General features: G+C 70.6%; 11 protein-coding genes. 3 read left to right on the top strand and 8 right to left on the bottom strand.

Going from position 1 to position 12,344, the window contains the following annotated elements; translation table 11 throughout:
• Positions 1-381 precede the first annotated feature (381 nt).
• The 3 genes from AB0D48_RS30585 to AB0D48_RS30575 all read right to left on the bottom strand — a co-directional run bounded on the left by AB0D48_RS30585 (position 382) and on the right by AB0D48_RS30575 (position 1,949).
• Positions 382-615, bottom strand: coding sequence for a hypothetical protein (locus AB0D48_RS30585; protein WP_362404115.1), 234 nt, complete (start codon positions 613-615; stop codon positions 382-384).
• A 12-nt stretch (positions 616-627) separates the two neighbouring features.
• Positions 628-774, bottom strand: a complete 147-nt coding sequence (locus AB0D48_RS30580) for a hypothetical protein (protein ID WP_362404112.1) — start codon at positions 772-774, stop codon at positions 628-630.
• 98 nt (positions 775-872) lie between these two features.
• Entirely contained in the window at positions 873-1,949 is a 1,077-nt protein-coding gene (locus tag AB0D48_RS30575; RefSeq protein WP_362404109.1) for an endonuclease/exonuclease/phosphatase family protein, read from the bottom strand.
• Positions 1,950-2,312: 363 nt separating this feature from the next.
• Between AB0D48_RS30575 and AB0D48_RS30570 the strand changes: the two genes are divergently transcribed.
• Both AB0D48_RS30570 and AB0D48_RS30565 read left to right on the top strand, forming a co-directional pair.
• The gene (locus AB0D48_RS30570) at positions 2,313-3,524 is read left to right on the top strand and encodes a pyridoxal phosphate-dependent aminotransferase (RefSeq protein ID WP_362404106.1); all 1,212 of its coding nucleotides are present in this window, start codon (positions 2,313-2,315) and stop codon (positions 3,522-3,524) included.
• An 88-nt stretch (positions 3,525-3,612) separates the two neighbouring features.
• Positions 3,613-4,011 (top strand): hypothetical protein, encoded by a 399-nt coding sequence (locus AB0D48_RS30565; protein WP_362404103.1) that lies wholly within the window; start codon positions 3,613-3,615, stop codon positions 4,009-4,011.
• Positions 4,012-4,394: 383 nt separating this feature from the next.
• Here the strand turns inward: AB0D48_RS30565 and AB0D48_RS30560 are convergent, their stop codons facing one another.
• Both AB0D48_RS30560 and AB0D48_RS30555 read right to left on the bottom strand, forming a co-directional pair.
• Positions 4,395-4,802 (bottom strand): hypothetical protein, encoded by a 408-nt coding sequence (locus AB0D48_RS30560; RefSeq protein ID WP_362404100.1) that lies wholly within the window; start codon positions 4,800-4,802, stop codon positions 4,395-4,397.
• Positions 4,803-5,212: 410 nt separating this feature from the next.
• On the bottom strand, positions 5,213-7,033 hold the full coding sequence (locus AB0D48_RS30555) for a phosphoenolpyruvate carboxykinase (GTP) (RefSeq protein ID WP_362404097.1): 1,821 nt from the start codon (positions 7,031-7,033) through the stop codon (positions 5,213-5,215).
• Positions 7,034-7,244: 211 nt separating this feature from the next.
• Between AB0D48_RS30555 and AB0D48_RS30550 the strand changes: the two genes are divergently transcribed.
• Positions 7,245-7,919 carry a hemolysin III family protein gene (locus tag AB0D48_RS30550; RefSeq protein ID WP_362404094.1) on the top strand — a complete coding sequence of 225 codons (675 nt, stop codon included), beginning with the start codon at positions 7,245-7,247 and terminating at the stop codon, positions 7,917-7,919.
• Between the two features lie 45 nt (positions 7,920-7,964).
• Here AB0D48_RS30550 and AB0D48_RS30545 read toward each other — a convergent pair whose 3' ends face one another.
• The 3 genes from AB0D48_RS30545 to AB0D48_RS30535 form a co-directional block, all read right to left on the bottom strand.
• Positions 7,965-8,627 carry a hypothetical protein gene (locus AB0D48_RS30545; RefSeq protein WP_362404091.1) on the bottom strand — a complete coding sequence of 221 codons (663 nt, stop codon included), beginning with the start codon at positions 8,625-8,627 and terminating at the stop codon, positions 7,965-7,967.
• 75 nt (positions 8,628-8,702) lie between these two features.
• Positions 8,703-11,135, bottom strand: a complete 2,433-nt coding sequence (locus AB0D48_RS30540) for a galactose oxidase-like domain-containing protein (RefSeq protein WP_362404088.1) — start codon at positions 11,133-11,135, stop codon at positions 8,703-8,705.
• Positions 11,136-11,158: 23 nt separating this feature from the next.
• Positions 11,159-12,343, bottom strand: coding sequence for a glycosyltransferase family 2 protein (locus AB0D48_RS30535; RefSeq protein WP_362404085.1), 1,185 nt, complete (start codon positions 12,341-12,343; stop codon positions 11,159-11,161).
• Position 12,344: the final 1 nt, after the last annotated feature.

The raw sequence follows: 12,344 nt of genomic DNA, 5'->3' as shown, positions 1-12,344 counted from the left end.
AGGGACCGGCCCGACCCGGAAGACGATGGGACGGACGGGAAACCCCCAGCCCCACCCTGATCCGGAGTAAGCGGCTCCCGACAACCCGAAGCCACAGACCCACTTCCCTCATCCCGCCCAGCCAAGATCCCGCCCCTCCACACCCCCGCGCACGTCCCCGACCCCGCCCAGCCAAGATCCCGCCCCTCCACACCCCCGCGCACGTCCCCGACCCCGCCCAGCCAAGATCCCGCCCCTCCACTCCCCCGCGCACGTCCCCGACCCCGCCCAGCCCAGGCCCGGCTTCTCCACACCCCCGCGTCGCTCCCCGACCCCGCCCAGCCCGGACCCGCCCCCGAAGCCCCCGACCCCGCCCCGCCCCGACCCCGCCCGCCCGCCCCCTCAGAGGTATTCCCGGGCGAATTCCACCGCCCACTCCACCGCGGCCACGGGGACGCCGCCCGCCTGAGGTTCGACGGTGAGGCGGGCGGTTTCCCAGCCCTGGTCGTGTTCGCGGTGGATCACGAAGTGCGCCTCCTCGGTGGCCCCCCGCTGGGCCACCAGGAACTCGATCGCCCGGTCGTCGCCGTCCGAGCCGACCGTGGTGATCGCCATGTCACCGACTACGAACTCCATGCCCCGCACCTCTCACTGACTGTTCAGGAACAGCAGCAGCAGGAACGCCATGAAGACCGCCCCCGCGATCATGAGGCCCCCCGCCACGGCTGTGATCACCATGCCGACCCGTTCCGCGCCCAGGCGGTAGTCCGCCGGCTTCCATTCACCCTGATGCATGCCCCCACCCTCTCCCCGGCCGCCGCCCGGCGCATGAGCCCGCGTACTCAGCCCCCGTACTCAGCCCGCGGACCCAGCCCGGCACTCAGCCCGCGCACTCACCGCAGCTGGAGCAGGCTCCATACCCCGGCATGGTCGGACGGCCACAGGCCGGACGGGGTGCGGTCGGCCTGCGCCTCACCGACCCGGTCGCTCGCCCGCGCGGTGATGCTGCCGCGGAAGAGCACGTAGTCGATGCGCTGGGTGAGTTTGGAGGTGGTGTTGAGCAGGTCGGCGTCCTGGCAGCAGGTGAAGCCGGGATTGCGGTGTCGGGTGGCGGTCCAGGCGTCGGTGAAGCCCGCGGTCAGGAGTGCGTTGTGGGGCGGCGTGCCGGGGCCCGAGTTGAGGTCGCCGAGCAACACGGCAGGAAGCGTGGTGTTCAGCGGGCCGGCGAGCAGTTCGGCGGCCTGCTGCAGCCGGACGGGGGGAGAGGCGGGCTCCAGATGGGTGGTGACCACCCGGGCGGTGTGACCGCGCAGGGTGGCGTCGACGGCAACCCAGCCCCGCTCGATCCGGATGCGGGCAGCACAGCCCGGCGACGCCGGAGCACAGATTTCCACGTGGCTCTGGAACACGGCCGTCTGCGCGTTGGCAACGGAGAAGACACGCGCGGGCAGGTCGGTGCGGGCCAGGAGTACGTCACGGTCGGTGAGCCGGATGTCCTGCAGGCCGCCGCCGGGCAGGGAGCGCGGAGCCTCGAAGTCGCTGCCGACGGTGACGGTGGCCACGGCCGCGTAGTGCTTGCCCCGGGCGGCGAGCTTGTCGAGAAGGATCTGCAGGAAGTCGTACTCGACGTGGGTGGCGCTGCCCGTTCCGGCGGGGGTCTGGCTTCGCCACAGCACGGCTTCCTGCAGGCCCACGAGATGGGGGTCGCCTTCGGCGATCTCGTCGGCCAGCGCGTCGGCGCGCTCGGGGAAGTTCGTCGCCTGGACGTTCGCGTACACCGTGGTCACGGCGGCGACCAGCGCCTGTGGGCTGGTGGCGGCGAGGACGGGTGCGAGGTCGGCACCGAGGTAGAGGTTGCGGGTCAGGACCCGCAAAGGGGCCGGGGACTCAGCGGCCGACGCCGCGGTGAGGGACCCGGGTGCGAGGAGCAGCAACGCGCACAGGGCCGGGGTGAACCATCGGCGAATCATGCAAGCAGACCTTTCGGCGAAGAGCGGGTGAAATCCGACATCTGCGCCGAAATCTAGGATGCCCGGTGGGGGGTGTCGATCTAGCTGTAGGCCGGGCGGCCGAGCCTCCCTGCGAGCATCGCGCGGCTGCGCGGCCCGGCCCCACATCGGGGCGCAGGACGCCAGGGGTGACGAGCGCAACACCCTCACTCGCGCCCCGGCCGCCGACTCCCCCATTCCGCAGGCCGGAACGGCGGCGCGGCCCCCGTTTCCAAGGGTGGAGCGCGTGGCCACCCATTCATCGCGCCAAACCGGACATAACGCTCCTTCACCTTCGGTCGAAATGCCGCAGCGGGCTCGCGGGGAGCGCCGTAAGCTCCCGTTATGCAGGTGATCCAGTCAACGAAACTCGCCAATGTCTGCTACGAGATCCGCGGACCCGTCCTCGAAGAGGCGATGCGGCTCGAAGCGGCAGGTCATCGCATCCTCAAGCTCAACACCGGCAACCCCGCGGCCTTCGGCTTCGAGTGCCCGCCGGAGATCCTTGAGGACATGCTCCGCAACCTGGGCACCGCCCACGGCTACGGGGACGCGAAGGGGCTGCTCTCCGCGCGCCGCGCGGTCATGCAGCACTACCAGACCAAGGGCATCGAGCTGGACGTCGAGGACATCTACCTCGGCAACGGCGTCTCCGAGCTGATCCAGATGTCCATGCAGGCGCTGCTGGACGACGGCGACGAGGTGCTGGTCCCGGCGCCGGACTACCCGCTGTGGACGGCATCCGTCTCGCTCGCCGGCGGTACCGCCGTGCACTACCGCTGCGACGAGCAGTCCGACTGGATGCCCGACCTCGGCGACATCGAGCGCAAGATCACCGACCGCACCCGCGCGATCGTGATCATCAACCCGAACAACCCGACCGGCGCCGTCTACGACGACGCGATGCTGCGCGGGCTCACGGACATCGCCCGCCGCCACAACCTGGTCGTCTGCTCGGACGAGATCTACGACCGGATCCTGTACGACGGCGTGACCCACACGAACACCGCCGCCATCGCGCCCGACCTGCTGACGCTGACCTTCAACGGGCTCTCGAAGAACTACCGCGTCGCCGGCTACCGGGCCGGCTGGATGGCGGTCTGCGGCCCGAAGAAGCACGCCGCCTCGTACATCGAGGGCCTCACGATCCTCGCGAACATGCGCCTGTGCGCGAACATGCCCTCGCAGCACGCCGTGGCCACCGCGCTCGGCGGCCGGCAGTCGATCGAGGACCTGGTCCTGCCGGGCGGGCGGATCCTGGAGCAGCGCAACGTCGCCTACGACCTGCTCACCCAGATCCCCGGCGTCACCTGTGTGAAGCCGAAGGGCGCGCTGTACGCCTTCCCCAAGCTCGACCCGGCCGTCTACAAGATCAAGGACGACCGGCAGATGGTCCTGGACCTGCTGCGGGCCGAGAAGATCATGGTCGTGCACGGTACGGGCTTCAACTGGCCCGAGCCCGACCACTTCCGGATCGTGACCCTGCCGAACGCCGTTGACCTGGCCGATGCCGTGACGCGGATCGGGAACTTCCTCGACGGATACAGCCAGCCCTAGCACCACGCGAGCCGGACACCAGGATTGAGCTCAACTTTAGAACGGATCCAATGTAGGATGGTCTCCTGACCACGCAGGAGGCCACCTCATGTACGAGCCGATCCGCCCCAAGTCGGTCGTCCACCGCGTGGGCGGCAACCAGACGCCCGACTATCCGCACAGGAGCCGTGGCGAAGCGCTGGACATCCAGCTCGCCGGCCACCTCGCCGCCCTGCTCGCCGTCACCGACGAGCTCGGGCTGGCTGAGGACGCCGCCAGGATCGCGGCGCAGGTCGCCCGACTGCGGGGGGCCCCGCCCGCCCGCGCGCCGCGGCAGGAGCCGGCCGGTGACGTCGCGGCCTTGCACCAGCGGGCGCACGACCTCGCCGCCCGCGCGCTCCTCGTCGCCGCGTCCCGCGCCGACACCACCGCCGCGATCCTCGCCGCCGAGCGCATGGACGCCCACGCCGCCGCCCTCCGGTCCCCGGACCTCGCCGGCGCCCACTGACGGCCCCGGTCCGGGGCCGCGGAGGCTCCGGACCGGGCGCCATATCCCTGCGGGGAGCCCGGCGAACGAAAGCCCGGCCTCTGCGGGGCCACCGCCGCCTGCCGTACACCTGCGGTGAGCTCGGCGGGCGAAGCCGCCGCGGCCGCCCGGCGCGGCACGGGCTGCGCCCCGTACCCGCGCGGTCCGGGCGCGCCACCGCTGCTGGGGCTCCGCCCCAGACCCCGCGCCTCAAACGCCGGCGGGGGCTGAAATTGCGCCGCGGGGCTGGATAGTGCCCCGCCGGCGATTGAAGCGCGGGCGCGGAGCGCCGTACGGGTGAGGGTTCCGGGGCCGAGCCATCGCGGAACGCCGGGCCACGACCGCCCGGTCCGGTAGGGCTTCGCTCAAGGCTCCAGTTGGGCCGACTCGACCGCGTCCGCGACCCCGCACCAGGGGGTCGTCGCCGCCGGCCAGACCGGGCCGACCGCTTCGGCGTGTTCCGGTGTCCCGGGGGTCACCCCCGGGATCTTCACCAGGGCCTGTGCGACCCGCGCGCCCGGCCCGGGGTGTTCCCGGTCGCGGAACTCCACCGTCACGACGTACGAGCCCTGGCCCGTCACCTCCACCGTCGCCGCCACGCGCCGGCTCGCCGGATCGATTCGGCATCCGGTCACCCGGGCCCGTACGTCCTCCACGACCTCGCGGGGCGGCTCGCCGCTGGCCCACACGTACAGCCCCAGCGGGGCGAACACCAACAGCCCGGCCAGTGTCACCAGGCCGACCAGCCAGCCCTGCCACTTCAACGCGCTCACGCCCATGCCCAGATCCTCCCGGGCGGCCGCCCCTCCCACCAGCACCCACGGGCTCACACAGCATTTCGAAGTGGGACCACCTGGACACCTGACGTTCTTTCAACTCAGCGCGGAATGTAGGTTTCCGCGAACACGCTGCACCGTGAGACGCATCCTGGGAATCATCCCGGGTGTGCTCCTCCTCGGAGGCGCGCCCTACGACGAGGCGGAACGCGTGACGGCCGGCCTCCACGAGGTGGAGGCCGGCCGTCAGCAGACGCACACGACCTGTCCGTCAGGAGCGCGGACGCTCCTGACGGACGGGCGGTGTGCTGCGGTGGGCGCCGCTTGGTCGGGGGCTCCCACAGCGGTGGGCGCCGCTTGGTCGGGGGCTCCCACGTTCGTTGGCCCCGGTCATCGGGGCGGGGCGGTCAGCCCAGGCGCTCGACGAGCGCGTGGTACTGGTCCCACAGTTCCTTCGGAGTGTGGTCGCCGTAGGTGTTCAGGTGCTCGGGGACCAGGGCGGCCTCCTCGCGCCAGACCTCCTTGTCGACCGTGAGGAGGAAGTCGAGGTCGGCGGCCGGGAGGTCCAGGCCGTCGAGGTCGAGCGAGTCCTTGGTCGGCAGGATCCCGATGGGGGTCTCGACGCCCTCGGCGGTACCTTCGAGGCGCTCGACGATCCACTTCAGGACGCGGCTGTTCTCGCCGAAGCCGGGCCACACGAACTTGCCCGCGTCGTTCTTGCGGAACCAGTTCACGTAGTAGATCTTCGGGAGCTTCGCCTGGTCCTTGTCGGCCGCGACCTTGACCCAGTGGGCCATGTAGTCACCCATGTTGTAGCCGCAGAACGGCAGCATGGCGAAGGGGTCGCGGCGCAGCTCGCCGACCTTGCCCTCGGCGGCGGCGGTCTTCTCGGAGGCGATGTTCGAGCCGATGAAGACGCCGTGGTTCCAGTCGAAGGACTCGGTGACCAGCGGCACGGCGGAGGCGCGGCGGCCGCCGAAGAGGATCGCGGAGATCGGGACGCCCTTGGGGTCCTCCCACTCGGGGGCGATCGTCGGGCACTGGGAGGCGGGGACGGCGAAGCGGGCGTTGGGGTGGGCGGCCGGGGTCTGCGAGTCCGGAGTCCAGTCGTTGCCCTTCCAGTCGATGAGGTGCTTGGGCGCCTCTTCGGTCATGCCCTCCCACCACACGTCGCCGTCGTCGGTGAGCGCGACGTTGGTGAAGACGGTGTTCGCGTACATGGTCTTCATGGCGTTGGCGTTGGTGTGCTCGCCGGTGCCGGGCGCGACGCCGAAGAAGCCGGCCTCGGGGTTGATCGCGTAGAGGCGGCCGTCCTCACCGAAGCGCATCCAGGCGATGTCGTCGCCGATGGTCTCGACGGTCCAGCCGGGGATCGTGGGCTCCAGCATGGCCAGGTTGGTCTTGCCGCAGGCGCTCGGGAACGCCGCCGCGACGTACTTGGCCTCACCCTGCGGCGGGGTGAGCTTGAGGATCAGCATGTGCTCGGCGAGCCAGCCCTCGTCACGCGCCATGACGGAGGCGATGCGCAGCGCGTAGCACTTCTTGCCGAGCAGGGCGTTGCCGCCGTAGCCGGATCCGTAGGACCAGATCTCCCGGGTCTCGGGGAAGTGCGAGATGTACTTGGTGGTGTTGCACGGCCACGGCACGTCGGCCTCGCCCTCGGCGAGCGGAGCGCCGAGGGTGTGGACGGCCTTGACGAAGAAGCCGTCGGAGCCGAGCTCGTCCAGGACGGGCTTGCCCATGCGGGTCATGGTGCGCATGGCGACCGCGACATAGGCGGAGTCGGTGATCTCGACGCCGATAGCGGAGAGCTCGGAGCCGAGGGGGCCCATGCAGAACGGGACGACGAACATCGTCCGGCCCTTCATGGAGCCGCGGAAGATCCCCTTCTCGCCAGCGAAGATCTCCTTCATCTCGGCCGGGGCCTTCCAGTGGTTCGTGGGGCCCGCGTCCTCCTCCTTCTCGGAGCAGATGAAGGTCCGGTCCTCGACGCGCGCGACGTCGGAGGGGTCGGAGGCGGCGTAGTAGGAGTTCGGGCGCTTCGTCTCGTCGAGCTTCTTGAACGTTCCCTTGGCGACGAGCTCCTCGCACAGGCGCTCGTACTCGCCCTCGGAGCCGTCGCACCAGACGACGCGGTCCGGCTGGGTGAGGGCTGCGATCTCGTCCACCCAGGAGATCAGCTCCTGGTGAGTCGTCGGGATGGTGGGAGCCGCGTTGTCGCGCGCCACGATTGCTCCTTGTTGAGGGGTGTGTTTGGTATAGGCCCCGTGGGGGCTGCGACCCGGACGCTTCGCGCTCCGCTCATCCGGTGTCGACCGCACTCATCTGATCATCCGGTGCGTGTGCGCATATGTCCAGAGGGCCTCTCACGTGAGCATCGCCACGTCCGTCAATCTTCCGTAAAGAGGACCAACGGAAACCTACGGACCCGTAGGTAGCATGTCGCTCATGATTTCTGACGCCGCCGCCGTACCGGAGCCGGAGGCCAAGCCGCTGATGCGTGGCTGGCTGCACCTCGGGATGTTCCCCGCCGTAGTGATCGCGGGCGTGGTGCTGATGGCCTTCACCGACTCGACCCGGGCGCGCGTCGCCTGCGGCGTCTACATCCTCACGGCATGCCTGCTCTTCGGCGTCAGCGCGGTCTACCACCGCGGCACCTGGGGGCCGCGCGGCGAGGCGATCCTGCGCCGGCTCGACCACGCCAACATCTTCCTGATCATCGCGGGGACGTATACCCCGCTGACCGTGCTGCTGCTCCCGCCCTCCACCGGCCGGACGCTGCTGTGGGCGGTGTGGCTCGCGGCCGTGGCCGGCATCGCCTTCCGCGTCTTCTGGGTCGGCGCGCCGCGCTGGCTGTACACCCCGTGCTACATAGCGATGGGCTGGGCGGCGGTCTTCTTCCTGCCCGACTTCATGCGCACCGGCGGCATCGCCGTGCTGGTCCTGGTGATCGTCGGCGGCCTGCTGTACAGCGTGGGAGGGGTCATCTACGGGATGAAGCGACCCAATCCCTCCCCACGCTTCTTCGGCTTCCACGAGGTCTTCCACTCCCTGACCCTCGCGGCCTTCATCGCGCACTACGTCGGCATCTCGCTCGCCGCGTACTCGCACTGACGGCGGCGGCGCCGTCAGCGGCCGCGCCGTCAGCGGGGGGCGCGGTCAGCGGGGGAAGCCGGCCGGCCGCGGCTGGGCCCAGCCGCCTTCCCGCTCCCGGTCCCGGCGCCTGAGCACGTGGCCCCGCCGGCCGGCGAGCAGGGTGAGCGCCGAAAGGCCGCCCGCCCCCATGAGCAGCGTGTCGAGCTCCCCGGCGGGATCGATCGTGGCCGCGTCCTCGACCGGTACGACGCCCTCGGGGTCCCGGATCACCTCGATGCTCTGGCCCACCCGGTAGCTGGAACCCGAGCCGTCGTAGCCCAGCTTCTCCTCCAGCACCACGCCGTCCTCACGGCGCAGGGTGTACCGGTGGTTGTTGCCGCCCGTCTCCTCCGCGCTGTCCGCGGTGATGACCACCCGCTCCCGGACTCCGCGCCGGTCCAGCGCGAGTTCCGGGGCGTACTGCACCGAGCCCACGAGCACGAAGAGGGCCGGCAGGGCGGAGAGCCAGGCCAGCCACGGACGGTTGTTGAGCGCCGCCAGCAAGCACCCGAAGACCACGAGCAGGACGACCCCGCTCATGATCGGGACCCCGTCCATGCCCAACGCCGCGTACGCGATGCCCGTGTTGACCGCGGCGATCACCCAGGCCAGCAGCGCGACGGCCAGCGTGGCCCCCAGCAGCGTCCAGCCGTTCCTGGGCGTGAATATCTCGTCCTTGTCTGCCATGTGCGCAGGATAGGCAGAGGCCACAGGGCGGGGCCCGGCCGCGACACGCGGCCGGGCCCCTCTGTTGTGGCCTGCTCAGCAGGCGTAGCCGTCGCCGTCCTTGTCGAGCCGCAGCGGGTCGCTGCCGTTGACCTTCATGCGCCGCGGGTACTGGTGGGCGGCCAGCCAGTCGCAGCGGGCCTTCGTCGTCTCCTTCACCTCCACCGGGAAGCGGGTCGGTACGCACAGGCTGACCGTGCCGTAGTGGCGGTCGCAGCCCGCGACGCTCGGGGCGACCGGGACCGAGCCCCGCTTCGCGCCCTCTTCGTCGGACACGGGCTCCTTGGCGGGACCCAGCTTGTCCGCGAAATCGTGCACGTGCGCGGCGGGCCGCTCCTCGGCGGCCGCCAGCGCCGGGGCCCCGCCCAGGTGGACCCAGGTCGCGATCGACGGGATGCCGTTCGCGTCGACCGCGAAGAGCATGTACCAGCCGGGCGGCGCCAGGCTGGGGTTGCTGGTGACGCCCAGGTCGATGTTGTTCCCGTTCACCGTCATGGGCAGGTCGACGAACCGCTGGTTCGGGTCCGAGGAGTGGGTGACCGCCGCCGGACGGATGAGCTCCGCCTTGGCGACCGGCCGGTCGACGGTGATCCGCTGCGTGTCCCCGTACACCCACTGCGTGTCGATCACCGAGGTGATCTGCGGGCGCGGGCCTTTGAACAGGTACGGCGGGGTGTAGATCGACACGTTGTGGTTGTACGTGCCGTTGCCCGGGTTGTCGCCGACCGACATGACCCGGCCGTCCGGCATCAGGAACGACGCCGAGTGGTACGTCCGCGGGATCGGGTCGGCGGCCAGCCCCGCCTGGTACGTGTTGGTCACCGGGTCGAAGAACGAGGCCTCGAAGACCGGGTCGGCCCGGTCGTGCAGCCCGCCGCCGGTCTCCAGCACCTTGCCGTCCGGCAACAGCACGGCCGACACGTACATCTTGCCCTCGGCCCCGCTCTGCGGCCGCTTGCCCGCGCCCGTGTCGACCAGGCCCTGCGGGAGGTCCGGACCGGCCGTGTAGGCGGGGCTCGGCTTCTTCAGGTCGATGATGTCGGTGATCCGGTTCGCGGCCGGGTTCGTCTCGTTGTTGCCGCCGCCGATGGTCAGGACCCGCTGGTCCTGCGCCGGGGGCAGCAGCACGCTCGCCGACTCGTCGCGCTGGTCCTTGTTGCGCAGCCCGGGCACGTCGGTGATGGTGTTGGCGGCGTAGTCGTAGACCGAGGAGCCGGTGCCGGGCGTGTTGTTGCCGAAGGTGTGGCTGCCCGAGTAGAAGAGCCGCCCGTCCTGCATGAGGATCATCGACGGGTACAGGCCCCAGTACGACCAGGTCTGGTTGACCTCGTTCATCGGCAGCCATTTGTTCTGCGCCGCCGAGAACTTCTCCGCGGTCACGTTGCCCGTGGAGTCCTCCTTCAGACCGCCGAAGGAGATGACGTCACCGTTGCCGAGGATCGTCGCCGACGGGTACCAGTGCCCGCCGTTCATGTCGTTCGTCTTCGTGTACGTCTCGGTCGCCGGGTCGAAGACGTAACTGTCCTTCAGCCCCTGGTAGCCGATCTTGCCGTCGGCGGACGGATAGCCCTTGTTGCCGCTCATCACCAGCACCCGGCCGTCGGCCAGCTGCACGTGGCCCGAGCAGAACATGTCCACCGGCGTCGGCACCGTCCTGAACGAACCGTTCGCCGGGTTGTAGACGGCCGAGGTGAAGGTGCCCGCGTTGAACTGGGCGATGTCATTGCCCGAGCCCGCGATCAGCAGCACCTTGCCGTTCTTCAGCACGACGGCGTGCATCGAGCGCACCGGGTTCTTGGCCGGGATCACCTCCCACTTGCCCTTGGCGCACTCCTCCGCCGTGCCCGAACAGGTGGGCTGCGGCGGCACCGCACCCACCTCCTCCAGCGCGTAGTCGTCGGTGGTGAGCGTGCCCACCCCGTAGACCGACAGCCCCCACGCGATCTTGTCGGTGCCCGGCGGGACGGCCGGCGTACGGACCTCCGTGCGCGCCCATCCGGCACTGACCGGCGGATTCTGCAGGTCGGTCCAGTACTGCCAGACCCCGGTCGCGGCCTCCCGCCGGAACACCGTCACCGAGACGTCCGGGGTGTTCGACTTGTACCAGGCGGAGAGGTCGTACTGCTTTCCCGGGGTGACGGCGGGCGCGCAGGCGGTGTTCTCGGTGACCAGCGCCTTGCGGTCGCCGTTCACGCGGCGGGTGAGGGAGACCTTCATCGCCTTGGTGCCGCTGTGCGCGTCGGCGACGGTCGCGAAGGTGAAGTCGTTGTCGCCCCAGCCGGATGTGGACCAGCAGGACGGCATGTCGGCGCCGGGCGCGCCGGCGGTCTCGAAACCTGGATTGGTGAGCAGATTGGGCGGGCCGGCCGTGGCCTGCTGCGGTGCGGTGAGCAGCAGACCCGCGGTCATCGCCCCGACGGCCAGCAGGGCGGCCCGCCGCCCCGCCCGCCGCCGGATCTTCAGACGCATCGAAAGGTTCCCTTCTGTGCGGCTCAACTCCTGGTGTGGCGCCCTGCCGTGCGCGAACCGCGCGGCAGGTAGACGAGGGCCTCGGTGGCCGCGTACCGAAGGACGAAGGTGGTGACCAGCGCGAGGGCGGTGGCCGGCAGCACCGTCATGCCGAACTTGGCGACGAACACCGCTATCAGCGGTATCCGCAGCAGCAGATCGGCGTTGGCGAGCAGCGCGAAGCGGCCCACCCGGTCCGCCCAGTGGCGGTGGCGGCGGCGGTCCCGGAAGAGCAGGGTCTCGATGAGGACGAAGTTCCACAGGACCCCGGCCTGGTTGGCGACGACCTCCGCCGGGAGGTAGTGCATCCCGGCGGAAGTGAGCAGCCAGAGCGCGGCCAGGTTCGGGACGAAGCCGGAGAGACCGATCAGGCCGAAGCCGATCAGCCGGGCCAGCGGGGTCGCCGAGCGCAGCGAGGCGAGGTGCGCGAGGAAGCGCATGCCTTCGCGGGCGGTGGACTTGGACTCTCCCGCGAAGCGGTCCTGGAAGACGAAGGGCACCTCGGCGACCTTCGCGGGCCGGCCGCGCACCGCCAGCTCCAGCAGGATCTTGTAGCCCAACGGCCTGAGGGCGTCCGCGGTGACCACGGAGCGGCGCATCGCGAAGAAGCCGCTCATCGGGTCGCTGATCCCGCGCAGGGCGCGCGGGAAGAGTCCCTTGGTGAGCCAGGTCGCCCCGCGCGAGACGGCGATGCGGTAACTGCCGGCGAGTCCGGCCCGGCTGCCGCCGCTGATGTAGCGGGAGGCGACGACGAGGTCGGCGCCGGTGCGCTCGCCCTCGCCGACGAGCTCCGGCACCAGGTGGGGCGGGTGCTGGAGGTCGGCGTCCATGACGACGATCCAGTCGGTGTCCGCCCGCCTCATCCCCTCGACGACGGCGCCGCCCAGGCCGCCGTCGGCGCTCTCGCGGTGCAGGACGGCCACCGGGAAGGGGTGCTCCAGGGCGGCCTTCTCGATGACGGCCGGGGTGTCGTCCGTGGAGTCGTCCACGAACAGGACCTGGCACGGCAGGTGTGCGGGCAGCGCGTCACCGAGCCTGCGCAGCAACTCGTCGATGTTTCCCGACTCGTTGAAGGTCGGGACGATGAGGGTGACGCTGCCGGCGACCGCCTGCGGAACGGCGAGTTCCGCATCGATCGGGGCATGGAGGGACCACAGGTCCTCGCTCATG

Source organism: Streptomyces sp. NPDC048269 (assembly GCF_040652395.1).
Classification (GTDB): domain Bacteria; phylum Actinomycetota; class Actinomycetes; order Streptomycetales; family Streptomycetaceae; genus Streptomyces.
The sequence above is the reverse complement of the archived record's forward strand: the minus strand, read 5'-3'. Positions and strand labels throughout refer to the sequence as shown.